We start from the raw sequence: 13549 nt of genomic DNA on the forward strand, positions 1-13549 counted from the left end.
CATCACCTCCCGTTCCAAACCCACCCCCGCCAACCCAATCCACCCACACCACCCGAGCCCAAACCACCCCGCAAACCTGCGCCGGCCGAAGCCCAGTCCGCAGGCCGGTGCCGCGCGCCTCGCCCGGCTCCGAGAGCGAGCCAATCACTTCAGCTGCCGGATGCCTCGCCTCGCGCCGGGGGTGAGGCAACCATTTCAGCCCGTCCGGCGTTTGAGGACAAAAAGCCGGCCGCAGGCCCGTGCGGGATCCTCGCCCGTTCCGAGCGCGGCGACAGCCCGTCCGGCGTTTGAGGACAACCCCCGACCACAGGCCGAGTTCACGACGGCCGCAACCGCAAACCTTGCATACCGCCATCCACCGCCACCGCCGCCCCGGTCGTCGCGGAAGCGAGTGGGCTGGCCAGCGTGCAGATCGCGTAGGCGACCTCCTCCGCGCTGACCAACCGCCCCAGCGGCTGCCGGGCGTTGAGCGCCGCCCGCTCCCCGTCGGGGTCCGCCGCGGCGGACAACAACCGCCCCACCCACGGCGTGTCGGCCGTACCGGGATTGACGCAGTTGACCCGAATGCCCTCCCGCACGTGGTCGGCCGCCATCGCCAGCGTCAGCGCCTGTACCGCGCCCTTGGACGCCGAGTACAGCGCCCGCTGCGGCAACCCCGCCGTCGCCGCGATCGAGCACGTGTTGACGATCGCCGCATGCGCGGAAGCCCGCAGATACGGCAGGCACGCGCGCGTGACCCGCACCAGGCCGAGCACGTTGACGTCCAGGACCCGGTGCCATTCCGCGTCGTCGTTGTCCGCGACGGTCCCCGCTGCGCCGATGCCGGCGTTGTTGACCAGGATGTCCAGCCCGCCGAGCGCCACGCCGACCGCCTCGACGGCGCGGACCACCGACGCGTCGTCGGTGACGTCGGCGGTGTGGCCCGCGAGTTCGCCCGGCAGGCCGGTGAGGTCGCGATCCAGGACGGCGACGGCCGCCCCGCGCGCGGCGAGCAGGCGCGCGGTGGCCAGGCCGATGCCGGACGCGCCGCCCGTGACCAGGGCCCGCAGGCCGGCGAATTCCCGATGGGTGCTCACGAGGCGGCTCCGACATGGGTTTCGGCGAGTTCGGCCGCCCGGTCGGCGATCCAGAACAGGCCGTCCGGGTAGCGGTAGGTGTCGATCGACGCGGGGTGCATCGTCGCGGAGAAGCCGGGCGCGGTGGGCGCGCGGTAGGCCCCGCGCTCGATCACCACCGGGTCGACGAAGTGCTCGTGCAGGTGGTCGACGTACTCGATGACCCGGTCCTGGAGCGTGCCGCTGACCGCGACGTAGTCGAACATCGAGAGGTGCCGGACCAGTTCGCACAGCCCCACCCCGCCCGCGTGCGGGCAGACCGGCACGCCGAACTTGGCGGCCAGCAGCAGGATGGCGATGTTCTCGTTGACCCCGCCGACCCGACACGCGTCGAGCTGCAGGAAGTCGATCGCCCCGGCCTGGAGCAACTGCTTGAACACGATCCGGTTCTGTACGTGTTCACCGGTGGCGACCTTGACCGGGGCGATCGCCGCGCGGATCGCGGCATGGCCGAGGACCTCGTCGGGACTGGTGGGCTCCTCGATCCAGTGCGGGTCGAACTCGGCGAGCCGGCTCATCCAGGAGATCGCCTCCGCCACCTCCCAGCGCTGGTTGGCGTCCACCGCGATACGGATGTCCGGCCCCACCGTCGCACGGGCGATCCGCAACCGACGGACGTCGTCCTCGACGTCCGCGCCGACCTTCAGCTTGATCTGACCGAAGCCGTCGGCCACCGCCTCGCGGCACAGCCGGGCGAGCTTGTCATCGTCGTAGCCCAGCCAGCCGGGCGACGTGGTGTAGGCGGGATAGCCCTGCGCCCGCAACGTCTCGGCCCGCTCGGCCCGACCGGGCACGGCACGGCGCAGGATCTCCAGCGCCTCCTCGCGCGTGAGCGCGTCGCCCAGGTAGCGGAAGTCGACCAGATCGACGATCCGTTCCGGGCTCATCTCGGCCAGCAGCTGCCACAGCGGTTGCCCGGCGCGCTTGGCCTTGAGATCCCAGGCGGCGTTGACCACGGCCGAGATGGCCATGTGCATGACGCCCTTCTCCGGTCCGAGCCACCGCAGTTGGCTGTCACCGATCAGACCGCGCGAGAACTCACCCAGATCGTCCAGGAGTTCGTCGAGGGGCCGGCCGACCACATACGGACGCAGCGTCTCGATCGCGGCGACCTGCACATCGTTGCCACGCCCGATGGTGAACGCGAACCCGTGGCCCTCGTGCCCGTCGCCCGCGTCGGTACGCAGGATCACGTACGCGGCCGAGTAGTCCGGGTCGGGGTTCATCGCATCGGAGCCGTCCAGTTCCCGCGAGGTGGGAAAGCGGATGTCCGCGGTGACGAGTTCGGTGACGCGGGGGACGGCGCCGGCGACCCGCCGGGGCGGATCATCGGAGTGGTGCGGGATCACGTGCGACTCCTCGGTTCTCGACCGTGCGACCCGATCGCCGAACACGGGAACGGGAATGCGCCCGAGCGGGGTGAAGGACGATCAGACATCCGATGTATACCCCGTTTCCGGTCGCTCGTCTACGATTCATCGGAGGGCTGGCCGAGAAATGCCGGGTTTACGCTGCAATTATCCTTGAAGTGGTCTGATACATCGGGTCAATGGTGCTCGTCGGGAGGGCAAACGTGCCGATCGCTCCGAATGACCCGCCACCTCCCGCATCGACGCCTGGTCGGCGCCCGGCCGACACCCGGCCGGACACGGCTCGACGCGGCCCCGGCGCATCCGGCCCGCCCGGCGCACCCCGAACCCGGCCACCTCGTCCCGCTGCTTCGCCGACCGACCGACCGCCCCGCCGACCGCCCGCAGGATGTCCGCGCCTCCGGAACTCAGGCCATGCGCCGCAACCACTGCTCGACCCCGCTCGTGTGCACCGTCGACCACGCGTGCGCCGCCGCCGCGTCGTGGTTCTCCAGGGCGTCCACGATCGAGTGGTGCTCACGGATCGTGCGCAGCCACGAGTCGTCCTCGGTCAGTCCGCGCCAGATCCGGGCACGTGTGGTAGGGCTCGACAACGTCTCGAGGAGCGAGCACAACACCTGGTTGCCGCTGAACACGGCGATTTCGTGATGGAAGCGCAGATCCTGCTCGATCAGCGCCTCGTGCCCCGCGTCCGGACTCGGCGCGTCCGCGAGCGCCCGCAGCTTCGCGATGCCCTCCGCGTCGATCCGCTCGGCGGCCAGCGCGGTCGCCGCCGGTTCCAGGATCCGGCGTACCTGGAGAAAGTCGAGCACGCTCTTGTCGTGGTGGAAGTCGACCACGAAGGAGATCGCGCCGAGGAGCAGATTGGGCTCCAGGCTCGTCACGTAGGTGCCGTCGCCCTGGCGCACGTCGAGGATCTGGATCAGCGACAGCGCCTTGACCGCCTCGCGCAGCGAATTCCGGGACAGGCCGAGCTTCGCGGCCAGGTCGGCCTCCTTGGGCAGCTTCTCGCCCGGCTGAAGCTCTCCGGAGACGATCATGCCCTTGATCTTGTCGATGGCTTCGTCTGTGACCGCCACGCCGATGACCCTTCCAGAGATCCGATGACTCCCCAGTATGGCGGGTCGGCCCGTACATGGACAGGGCCGCCCGCCGGCACGCGCGGGAGCGGGACCGGGGAGGGTCGAATTGGGTGGGGTGCGGGGCTGATCCGCGGCATCACCGAAGCGGGGAAACCGGGTGCTATGGGCGGCAGCGTCGCGATCCGGTCGCCATCCGGGAGGGTGTACCGCGCGGGGACCCCGTCAGCCGTCCGATCTTCCGGCGTACTCCGCAGGCGGGTCCCGTAGATCGCGTCGCCGTAATCCCGGCGTCCGGGACCGCTCAATCGTGCCGTTCGCCGAGCGCCGCTATCTCTGCCGGCGACGCATTGCCCCCGGAGCACATCACCGCGATCCGACGCCCCGCGAACTCGGCCGGATGGGTCAGTACGGCGGCCAGCGCCGCAGCCCCCGCGCCCTCGGCCAGGGTGTGGGCGTGGGTGGCGAACAGCCGCTGGGCGACGGCGATATCCGCGTCGGAGACCAGGAGGAAGTCGGCCAGACCCTGCCGCAACAGCCTTTGTGGCAGGGCGAATCCGCGGCCCGTGGCCAACCCGTCCACAACGGTGGTGTTGGCGCGCGTGACGCACGTGCCGGCGCGCCAGGAGTCGTGCGCGGCCGGCGCGGCGGCGGACTGTACGCCGATCACCCGGCAGTTCGGGGCGAGTTCGGCGGCCACGAGGACGGCGGCCGCGGCACCGGTGCCACTGCCGATCGGGACCACGATCGCATCCAGGTCTGGCCGGGCGGTACAGATCTCCAGGTACGCGGTGCCGACACCGGCGACCAGGGCCGGGGTGTCGCCGGGGCTGACGAGGAGGGCGCCGGTCTCGTCCGCGTACTGCTCGGCCCGCCCCTGTGCGCCGGCCATGTCCGCGCCGTGCAGCACCACGCTCGCCCCGAGCGCGCGCACCGCCCGCACCTTGGCCGGGTTCGCGCCGGCGGGCATCACCACGGTGCCGGTCACGCCGAAGGCGGCACACGCGTACGCGATCGACTGCGCGTGATTGCCCGTCGAGTAGGTGACGAGGCCGCGGGCCCGTTCGGCCGCGTCCAGGCCGGCGAGCAGGGTCAGGCCGCCCCGCACCTTGAAGGCGCCGACCGGCTGCACGTTCTCGTGTTTGACGTACACCTCGGCGCCGGTGGCCGCGTCGAGCGCGGGATAGGACCACATCGGGGTCGGTGGGAGATGGCCGGCGAGGAGATCGCGGGCGCTGAGGATGTCGGCGAAGGACGGCGTGGGCGCGGGTGTGGGCCTGGGCTGGGGAGTGAGGGCCGGAGGGGGAGCGGTCGGGTCGGCTGTCATGGGGCCATCCTCCGGTGCTGCCGATTCATTGGTCCAATGCCATTTTTATGGGTCATCCATCGATGGCATCGATATATTGGCCGCATGCTCGACGTCACCCGACTGCGTGTGCTCGCCGCCGTCGCCCGGTACGGGTCGGTCACCGACGCGGCTCGGGCGCTCGGATACGCGCAGCCCTCGATCAGCCATCACCTGTCGCGCCTGGAGGCGGAGACCGGCAGTCGGCTGATCCAGCGGGTCGGGCGCGGAATCCGGTTGACCGACGCCGGGCACATGCTGGCCGAGCGGGCCGAGGAGATCCTGGGACGGCTCGACGCGGCCGAGGCGGAGTTGGCCGCCCACACCGGGCTGCGCGCGGGCCGGGTGCGCCTGGCCGCGTTCCCCTCCGCGCTCGGCACCTTCGTCCCGCGCGCCGCCGCCGCGTTCGACGCCGCCCACCCGGGTGTCGAACTGCGCCTCATCGAGGCCGAACCGCCGGACGCGGTACGGCTGTTGCGGGCCGGCGAGGTGGACGTGGCGGTGCTGTTCACGCATCCGGGCACGGTGTCGGCGGACGACGACGGGCTGCGCCGCACTCGGCTGCTGGTCGAGCCGATTCATTTGGTCACGCCGCTCGACGTGGCCGGTGACCGGGTCGCGGACCACGCCGAGCGGCGCTGGATCACGGGCTGCGAATGTTGCCGTACGCAGCTGGTCCGCTCGTGCGCGGCGGCCGGATTCGTCCCCGACATCGCGTTCACCACCGACGACTACGTCGCCGTCCAAGCCCTGGTCGCCGCCGGCCTCGGGGTCACCACGCTGCCGGGCCTGGCCCTGGCCGCGCAGCGCAACGCGGCGGTGCGGACGGTGCGGCTGGCCGATCAGGTACGCCTGGTGGACGCGGCGGTACACGGCGCCGCGCCCGACCCGGCGCCCACGGCCGCGTTGCTTGCGGAGCTTGGCCGCGCGGCGGCGGGGGCGTTGGCCGAGGGGTGATGGATGGGACGGGGGCGGCCCGGCCGCCGGGGTGGGGTTCCCCGAGGTCGGGCCGCTTGCGGGGGGCGTGGTTCAGGTGGTCGAGGCGTTGTTGGTTTTGTGGTTGGTTTCGGCATCCGAGCCGGAATCGGCATCCGCATCGGCATGGGAACCGGCAGCCGGGACGGACGAGGCGGTGTTGGTGTCCGCCTTCGTGATCGACTCCGTGGTTCCGGCTGCGGTCCCGGCCGCGGTCCCGGATGCGGCCCCAATCGGCGCCGGATCCGGTGACGGCTCGGGAGCGGCGTCGGCCTCGGTGCGCGGCCCCGGGACGGCCGGGTCGGGCTGCGACCGCCGGGCCCGGAATTCGAGGTACACGGCCAAGCCGAGCAGCGCCAGGCCGAGGAGCAGCGCGACCAGCGGACCCACGACGCCGAGCAGCCACAGGGCCTGCGCGCCGTCGGCGGCTGTGTCGGCCAACTCCGCGCGCGAGGCCGGCGTGGTGGTCATGTTGAGCCGCACCACCGGGAAGACCTCGGTCGGGGTGCCATTCGCGGTCACGGCGGTCGCGGTGACCGACTGGGTGGATTCGAGGTCCACCGTGGTGCCCGTTTCGCTGTCGACCCAGCCGGTGAGGTCGGTGGTCGACGTGTACGCGAGGGGTGTGGGATCGGCCCCGCCGGTCGGATCGGCGGGCCGATTCGGGAACGCGACGCCGGCCAGGCCCTGCACGGCCGCCTTGGGCATCGCGGGCGGCAGCGAGCGCAGCGTGTCCGGATCGGCGAGCGGACCGCTCGTGCGGATCGAGAACACGTACGTCTCGCGGCCGGCGCGTTGTTCGGTGCGGATGTACGTGGCCGGGACGGTCGTCTGGGTCGGCGAGTCCCAGAACGGATAGTTCTTCTTCTTCGGCTCCAACGGGAAGCCCGCGGTCAGACCCTTGTGCGGATTGGCGCGGACACCCTTGGGGATGGACCGCTCCAGCAGCGTCTTGCGGTCCACCGCCCAGCGGTTGTCCACGTCGGTCAGGATCTGCTTCCGCGGACCGGACACCGTGGTCCGGTCGCTCAGCACGATCGTCGAACCGGAGGTGTGCACGGCGTGCACGTGCCGGTCCACCTTCACCGGCAGGTCGCGCACGATGGCCCCGGACAGATTGCCCGCCTGCAGTGCCTGGGGATCCAACATGGTCATGCTGCCGGCGAAGTGCATCGTGAAGTCGGCGTCGTCGGGCACCTGGTGTACGGCGGGCAGCACGGCGAACCGGGTCACCGCACTCGCCGTCACCAGCAATGTGGCGGCGGCACCGAGATACCAGGACGTCTTTCTCATCAGACCAGCCTCCGCAGGTCGCCAGATGGCCCCGGGAGGGCCGGATGTCCCCCCGTCGCGTCGGCGCACGCGACCTGTTGGCCCGTACCCCACCAGGATTCGCAACGGATTGCGCCAGATACCACGATTCCCACCTCAGTACGGTTGGTTCGTGGTATATCGGGCGTACGAGCTGTTGCGTCTCACTTGAACCGGCGGTCGTCGAGCCGCCGTTGCCGTTGCGGGCGGCGTTGCGAGTGCCGCTGCGTGTGTCGTCGCAGTGTGCGTTGTGAGTGTCGCTGCAATTCCCCGAACATGCCTTCATGCAGCTTCTGTTGCAGCTCGCCATGCAAGTCCCAGGTCAGGGGCCTTTTTTGACACCCCATCGGAAACATGAACAGCTCTTGGTCGTCCACCGGGTCACTGTGTGCAAAAGTGGACGAAAGGGCGTGATGTCTCATCCGACCGAGCCCAGCAGAGGTGATGCGATCATGCTCGTGGTCTACGAACTGTGCGCCGAATACGTCGAATCCGTCGGGGCCGCCGGGGATGACACCGCCGCTCCGGTCAAGCTCTGGCACATGATCCGCAACGCCGGCACCGACGCCCTGTGTGGTCGCGCCCTCCGACCGCACGCAGAAACCAGGTCGGATCTCGAATGGGGCACCATCCACCCCGTCTGCCACACGTGCGGCGCTCTCTATCTCCGCCAGGTGCCCTGACGCCGCCGGCTACCGGTCGAGAGCCGAGGACCGGAGTCTCGGGACCGGGGCCTGGAGGTTGATACGCCCTTACCTTATGGGAATTTGCGTACAGCCTGAAGGCGCATCGCTCGCTGTACGGTTCCGCGACAACGGGCCGCCGGGGACGGGCGCGGCATCGGGTGTGCGTACATGTCGGATCGATCGAGCCGCCGGGGGAGTCCGGGGGTTCCGACGGCATGCGCGTGTCCGGGGTGCGTTGTGGCGTCGTGCCGAGTGGCGCGACGGGGTGGACACGAATTACAGGGGTGCATGTGGCGAATGCCGATGTGGTGGCTCGTGCGCGAGTCGCGCTGTTCGACGTCGGGCGGTTGTCGGCGGAGCGATTGGTCGGGATCTACCGGGTGTTGGGGGAGGTCGACGGGCCGCGGCACTACGCGCGACGGTTGGCCGTGGCGTTGCACACGACCGGGCACGTCTTCGCCCGGCACGGGGCCGACATGGGTCTCACCCTCGGGCGGCTGACCGAGGCGATCGAGTTGTGCCGGGGGCTGGACCCGGCCGAACACCGGGACCGGGATGCGGTGTTGCGGGGGATGCAGGCCACCCACCAATGGGCGCTGTACCGCTACGGGCGGCGGCGGGAGGCACTTGCCGTCCGACGCGAACTCGTCGCGCTCGCCCGTGCCGGAGGGGGTGACCGCTGGGCCCTGGCCGAGGCGATCCTGGCACTCGCCGTCGGACTGGTCGAGGACGGACGGGACGACGAGGCCGAGCCGTTGTTCGCCGAGGCGGTCGCGGTCACCGCCGGGCTGCGGCGGGACTACCGGTTGACGGCCGACCGGCACTGGTATGTCACCGCCTACGCGGGCCACCTCGCCACGCGCGGCCGCTTTGCCGAGGCGGCGGAGGTGTACGCCCCACTGCTCGGCGGCAGCGACGGCGGCGGCAACGGCAGCGGCCTCGCCGTCGCCGTCGACGCCATGCCGCACGACCGTCGGGTGCCGATCCTGCTCTACGGCGCCCACATCCTTGCTGCCGCGCAACGGCGCGCGGAGGGGCGGGCGGTGTTCGCGCGTGCCGTCGAGGTGTACCGCCGAGGTGTCGATCAGGGCCCGGTCCGGGGTCCTGTCCGTGGGTCGTTCCGTGGTTCGGTGCACGGCCTGCGCCACGACGAACTCGCCCACCACCTGGCCGTCTTCGGCGCCGCCGACGAGCCGGCGGATGTCGCGCACGCCACGACTCGCGACCACTGGTCGCCGACGCGCCTGGAACGGTACGTCCACGCCGAAACCGCGCTTCGTGGCGCGCTCGACGCCCCGACCGCCGGCGCCGCCGAACGCCTGGTGCTCGAACGTCGGCTCAACGTCCGGGCCACGTTCGCGTACATGCCCCGGGCGGACGTGATCGATCGGTTGTTGCCGGCCTTCGCCAAGGCAGTCGACCACGCGCGGGCGTTCGCCGTCGCCGATCCGGATGCCGGCATGCCGTTGCTGGTCCGTGCCCTCACCGACCATGCCCTGCTGCTGGCCACGGTGGGTCGGGCGGCCGAGGGTGTCGCCGACTTCGAGGAGGCGGGCGTCCTGTACGGGTGATGGTGAACGACGGCGGGCGGGATCGGTCCGGGAGCCGTTCGGCTCCCGGGCCGACCCCGGCGCTACCGGACGGCCAGGCCCTCGATTTCGATCAGCATGTCCGGGTGGGAGAGGGCGGTGACGCCGACCAGGACCGTGGCCGGGCGGCAGTTCTCTCGTTCCAGGCGCGCGGTGATCACGTCGAAGTGGCTGGTGACGGCGGCGACGTCGAGCGCGAAGTAGCGCAGTTGCACGACGTCCGTGAAGGTGAAGCCGGCCTCGTCCAGTGTTTCGGCGATGCGGTCGAAGGTGGTCTCGATCTGGCCGCGCAGATCCCGTACATGCACGATCGCGCCGTCGGGCCCGCGGGATTCGTGACCGGCCAACACCAGCCATCGATCGGGGCGGTCCACCGAGACGGCCCGGTTGTAGCCGAGTCGATCGCCGAACATTCGAGGTCCGATGTCCTGCCTGTGCATCGCATCATCCTTCGCCCATGAGCCTGGAGATTGGCAAAAGCTGGCAAAATGGCGCAAGTTGCCTCATCGACTCTAACCAACTTCCCTGCCCGCCCCCACCGAACACGCCGCCCCGTCCGAGATCCCCACATCGGTCCCGTGTCGGATGGGTGGGTGCGTCGTTGGTGGGGTGTGGGTCGTTGGGATGGGCTGACGGATGGTCAGTGGGCGCTGGTGGAGCCTCTGCTGCCGGAACGGGCGCGGCGGCGGCGGGGCGGCCGGTCGCTCGATCGGCGGGCCGTGATCGACGCGGTGGCCTGGAAACACGAGCGCCGGTGTGCGTGGTGGGAACTGCCGGAGCGGTTCGGGCCGTGGCGGACCGTGTATCACCGGTACACCGTGTGGGGCAACGACGGCACCTGGCATCGCATCCTGACCCGGCTCCAACACTGCCCCGACCCGAACGGCAATCTGGACTGGCTGATCGAGGTCGACGCGGCGCTCGGGGCCCGGGCGGCCGGTGCGCGGGGGGACGAGTCGGCGGTGTCGTGATGCCCGGGGCCGTGGCCGCGCGCATCGGCGTCCGGCCGATGTGCGTCTGCTCTGTCACGATGTTGACATGCGTGTGTCCATAGGTGACATCCGGCTCTATTTCGATGTTGATGGTCCGAAAGTCGTTCCGTACGGCCCGATCATGGTCGAGCGGCCGACCCTGGTGCTGCTGCACGGTGGTCCCGGCGCCGACCACTCCACGTTCAAGCCCGCGATGTACGCCGCCGCGCGGTTCGCCCAGGTCGTCTACCTCGACCAGCGGGGCAGCGGGCGGTCCGAGCGGGGCGATCCCGCGTTGTGGACGTGGGAACGCTGGGCCGACGACGTGGTCGCGTTCTGTGACATCGTGGACATTCCCGCGCCGATCCTGGTGGGTACCGCGAGCGGCGGGCGGGTTGCGCTCACCGCGGCCATTCGGCATCCGGGGCGGATCGGCCGGCTCGTACTGGACAGCGTGTTGCCCGGCCGTACCGACGAGCGACTCGACGTGTTCGAGCGCCTCGGTGGCGCGCGGGTACGGGAGACCGCCCGTCGCTACTGGCAGGGCGAGCGTTCCGACGAGATACGGCGGGACTGGGAGCGGGACTGCGTACCCCTGTACTCGCGACGTCCGGACGGCGACCCCGACGCCGCGGATCGCACGCGCCGGATCCGGTGGAACCACGATGTCGTGGAGCGGTTCCGGTACCACCTCGCCGACCACTTCGAGGAGTGGATCGGGCTCGACGCGGTCACCTGCCCGACGCTGGTCCTGGCCGGCCAGTACGACCCGGTGACCACCGCGAGCGCGGCGCGGCGCCTGGCGGCCGGTCTGGTCAATGCCGAGACCCGGCTGCACGTACTGCCCGACGCCGGTCACGGAGCCTTTCAGGAGGCGCCGGAACGGTCCCTGGCCGTGCTCCGGGCCTTCCTGTCCGGACGCAACGGCGTGTCCGCACGGGCCGAGCGCGGTAGGTGATCGCCGGCGGCGGGTGATCGCCGGTCGCGCGCTCCGCGATCAGGCCGTACCGCCCGCGCGCACCTGGTCGACGAACTCGGCCAGGCCACTGGGCGTGACCCGTGCCAGGATCGCCGCCGGCGCGACGGAGATGCCGTACCGCTTGCCGAGCACGTCCGCGAACTCGACCGCGAGGGTCGCGTCCACGCCCAGTTCGGCGAAGGTGTCGTCGGGGTCGATCCGGGTCACGTCGAGGGAGATGAGTCGGGCGGTCTGATCGATGATCTCCTCCAGAAGAGCGGCGTTCACGGACATGGCGTGGCTCCTTGGCGGGTCATGGATGCGTCCCGGACGGGGAGAGGGGGCGGTACACGGACACGGGCGTGGCGGCCGACGGCGAGGATGTTCCGGGCCGGCCCGTCGACCGGGGCCCGAGGCGGCCGATCGACGGCATCGGCTTCTGTCGTACCGGGGGAAACGCTAGTCGGCGCTCAGGTTCCGGCGGTAGGACACAATCGGCGCGTCGCGGGTGGCGAAGCATGGCGAATCGCCGTGACGACCAGGCCGGGGGCGGTTCGGCCGGGCGTGGCGGGCGGGTGCCGGACGGGTGCCGCGCCGGGTGCCGGGCCGGGCCTACAGGGGCGGGTTGAGGCCCTCGAAGAAGGCGAGTAACACGGCCTCGCGCAGCGCGGGCGGCAGGTGGTCCAGGAGCGCGTGTACCGGGGCGAACCGGCCGTCGGTCAACAGGCCGGTCTCGACCATGAGTTCGGTCAGCGCGTCGGGCGACAACCCGCCGTCGGCGGCGGCGAGCGCGGTGAGCCGGTCTACCGCACGCAACTGCTCGGCGGTGGGCAGCGGTTCGCGGCCTGCCGCGGTGCGGGCGGCGGTGCGGAGCGCGTGGAGCAGATCCGGGACGTGGGGGCCGTGGGTCGCGGTCATGGTCAGATGGATCGTCGGCGGTACGTTCGGCTGCGACAACTGGGGCTGCACGGCCCAACCCAGGCGCTCCAGTTCGTCCAGGAAGGCGAAGAAGTCGACGCCGTTCGTGGTCACCGCGACCAGACTGGCGGCGGGAGTGCCCAGGACGCGCAGTTCCGGGATCTCCCCGACGCCGTCGACCAGTTCGCGGATGGCGGCCAGTGTGCGCGTGACCAACTCCCGGTATCCGTCCGCCCCGAGGTGGCGCAGCACCGCCCACGCGGCGGCGATCAGCCCGCCCGACTTCGAACTCTGCATGGTGGGATTGACCACCGGATAGCCGGTCCAGTCGGACCCGACGAAGTACTGGGTCCGGCGCAGCGCCGCGGTGCGGTACAGCAGGATCGAGCAACCCTTCGGCGTGTAGCCGTACTTGTGCAGGTCCACCGAGATCGAATCCACGCCGGGGACGCGGAAGTCCCAGGCCGGGACGGGGTGTCCGAGTTGTTCGGCGAACGGCAGCACCCAGCCGCCGATGCACGCGTCCACGTGGCAGCGCACGCCGCGCCGGGCGCAGATCGCGGCGATCTCGGGGATGGGGTCGACGACGCCGTGGCCGTAGGAGGGCGCCGAGGCGACCACCAGGACGGTGTCGTCGTCGATCGCCCGCTCGATCGCGGCGACGTCGGCGGTCATCGTGACGGGGTCGATGTCCACGATGACGGGGTCGAGGCCGAAGTACCCGGCCGCCTTGGCCCAGGCCGCGTGCGCCGAACGGGCGAACACGATGCGCGGGCGGCCCACGCCGGGGCGCGCGTCCCGGGCCGCCTTCGCCGCGAGCAGGCAGCTCTCGGTGCCGCCGCTGGTCCAGCTCCCGGCGGCGCCCGGTGGGGCGTGCAGCTGCTCGCCGACGATCGCGACGACCTCGTGCTCCAGCGTGGCCACGCTCGGGAAGGAGGTCGGGTACAGGCCGTTGACGTGCAGATACAGCTCGAACGCGCGGACCGCGACGTCCTCGACCGAGGCCGAACCCGAGTCGAAGGTGTTGGCCACCCCGGGCCGCCCGCGCCCGGGCTCGTCACCGGCGTGCAGTGAGGTCAACTCCGCCAGTACCTCGGCCGCCGGCCGCCCGTCCGCGAAAGTGCCCATTCGTGCCTCCCGATCGTTCCCTCGATGCGACCGATCACGACCCGATCCGGCGGTGTTCCCACGCGCTTCGACCGGGGGTTCGGGCACGGTAGCGCGACGGGTGC

At 71.1% G+C, this 13549-nt stretch carries 14 protein-coding genes; 5 read left to right on the forward strand and 9 right to left on the reverse strand.

The window, feature by feature from the left end; all coding sequences use genetic code 11:
* Window positions 1-317: 317 nt before the first annotated feature.
* The 4 genes from ACH4XV_RS33805 to ACH4XV_RS33820 all read right to left on the reverse strand — a co-directional run bounded on the left by ACH4XV_RS33805 (window position 318) and on the right by ACH4XV_RS33820 (window position 4891).
* On the reverse strand, window positions 318-1076 hold the full coding sequence (locus ACH4XV_RS33805; protein ID WP_395796144.1) for an SDR family NAD(P)-dependent oxidoreductase: 759 nt from the start codon (window positions 1074-1076) through the stop codon (window positions 318-320).
* Window positions 1073-2464, reverse strand: a complete 1392-nt coding sequence (locus tag ACH4XV_RS33810) for an L-fuconate dehydratase (protein WP_395796145.1) — start codon at window positions 2462-2464, stop codon at window positions 1073-1075. The genes ACH4XV_RS33805 and ACH4XV_RS33810 overlap by 4 nt, the downstream gene beginning before the upstream one ends.
* A 428-nt stretch (window positions 2465-2892) precedes the next feature.
* On the reverse strand, window positions 2893-3564 hold the full coding sequence (locus ACH4XV_RS33815) for a FadR/GntR family transcriptional regulator (protein WP_078979967.1): 672 nt from the start codon (window positions 3562-3564) through the stop codon (window positions 2893-2895).
* A gap of 304 nt (window positions 3565-3868) precedes the next feature.
* Window positions 3869-4891: a threonine/serine dehydratase gene (locus ACH4XV_RS33820; protein WP_395796146.1), complete on the reverse strand. Its 1023-nt coding sequence runs from the start codon at window positions 4889-4891 to the stop codon at window positions 3869-3871.
* An 84-nt stretch (window positions 4892-4975) separates the two neighbouring features.
* On the opposite strand from ACH4XV_RS33820, the gene ACH4XV_RS33825 reads away from it, so the two are divergent.
* Window positions 4976-5866 carry a LysR family transcriptional regulator gene (locus ACH4XV_RS33825; RefSeq protein WP_395796147.1) on the forward strand — a complete coding sequence of 297 codons (891 nt, stop codon included), beginning with the start codon at window positions 4976-4978 and terminating at the stop codon, window positions 5864-5866.
* A gap of 72 nt (window positions 5867-5938) precedes the next feature.
* Here ACH4XV_RS33825 and ACH4XV_RS33830 read toward each other — a convergent pair whose 3' ends face one another.
* Both ACH4XV_RS33830 and ACH4XV_RS33835 read right to left on the reverse strand, forming a co-directional pair.
* Window positions 5939-7177, reverse strand: a complete 1239-nt coding sequence (locus ACH4XV_RS33830) for a porin PorA family protein (protein ID WP_395796148.1) — start codon at window positions 7175-7177, stop codon at window positions 5939-5941.
* A gap of 182 nt (window positions 7178-7359) precedes the next feature.
* Window positions 7360-7572 carry a hypothetical protein gene (locus tag ACH4XV_RS33835; RefSeq protein ID WP_395796149.1) on the reverse strand — a complete coding sequence of 71 codons (213 nt, stop codon included), beginning with the start codon at window positions 7570-7572 and terminating at the stop codon, window positions 7360-7362.
* Between the two features lie 75 nt (window positions 7573-7647).
* Here ACH4XV_RS33835 and ACH4XV_RS33840 point away from each other — a divergent pair, with 75 nt between their 5' ends.
* Both ACH4XV_RS33840 and ACH4XV_RS33845 read left to right on the forward strand, forming a co-directional pair.
* Complete coding sequence (locus ACH4XV_RS33840) at window positions 7648-7878, forward strand: hypothetical protein (protein WP_395796150.1); 231 nt, start codon at window positions 7648-7650, stop codon at window positions 7876-7878.
* A 293-nt stretch (window positions 7879-8171) separates the two neighbouring features.
* Complete coding sequence (locus ACH4XV_RS33845; protein WP_395796151.1) at window positions 8172-9452, forward strand: hypothetical protein; 1281 nt, start codon at window positions 8172-8174, stop codon at window positions 9450-9452.
* 62 nt (window positions 9453-9514) lie between these two features.
* On the opposite strand, the gene ACH4XV_RS33850 is transcribed toward ACH4XV_RS33845, so the two are convergent.
* On the reverse strand, window positions 9515-9910 hold the full coding sequence (locus ACH4XV_RS33850) for a Rid family hydrolase (protein WP_395796152.1): 396 nt from the start codon (window positions 9908-9910) through the stop codon (window positions 9515-9517).
* Between the two features lie 171 nt (window positions 9911-10081).
* Between ACH4XV_RS33850 and ACH4XV_RS33855 the strand changes: the two genes are divergently transcribed.
* Together ACH4XV_RS33855 and ACH4XV_RS33860 are read left to right on the forward strand one after the other, a co-directional pair.
* Window positions 10082-10441 (forward strand): transposase, encoded by a 360-nt coding sequence (locus ACH4XV_RS33855; RefSeq protein WP_395796153.1) that lies wholly within the window; start codon window positions 10082-10084, stop codon window positions 10439-10441.
* Between the two features lie 67 nt (window positions 10442-10508).
* Entirely contained in the window at window positions 10509-11399 is an 891-nt protein-coding gene (locus ACH4XV_RS33860; protein WP_395796154.1) for an alpha/beta fold hydrolase, read from the forward strand.
* A 39-nt stretch (window positions 11400-11438) separates the two neighbouring features.
* Here the strand turns inward: ACH4XV_RS33860 and ACH4XV_RS33865 are convergent, their stop codons facing one another.
* Both ACH4XV_RS33865 and ACH4XV_RS33870 read right to left on the reverse strand, forming a co-directional pair.
* The gene (locus ACH4XV_RS33865; protein ID WP_395796155.1) at window positions 11439-11693 is read right to left on the reverse strand and encodes an acyl carrier protein; all 255 of its coding nucleotides are present in this window, start codon (window positions 11691-11693) and stop codon (window positions 11439-11441) included.
* A 318-nt stretch (window positions 11694-12011) separates the two neighbouring features.
* The gene (locus ACH4XV_RS33870; RefSeq protein WP_395796156.1) at window positions 12012-13445 is read right to left on the reverse strand and encodes a pyridoxal phosphate-dependent decarboxylase family protein; all 1434 of its coding nucleotides are present in this window, start codon (window positions 13443-13445) and stop codon (window positions 12012-12014) included.
* Between the last annotated feature and the right edge of the window lie 104 nt (window positions 13446-13549).

It is taken from the genome of Embleya sp. NPDC020630, from assembly GCF_044334985.1.
Taxonomy (GTDB): domain Bacteria; phylum Actinomycetota; class Actinomycetes; order Streptomycetales; family Streptomycetaceae; genus Embleya.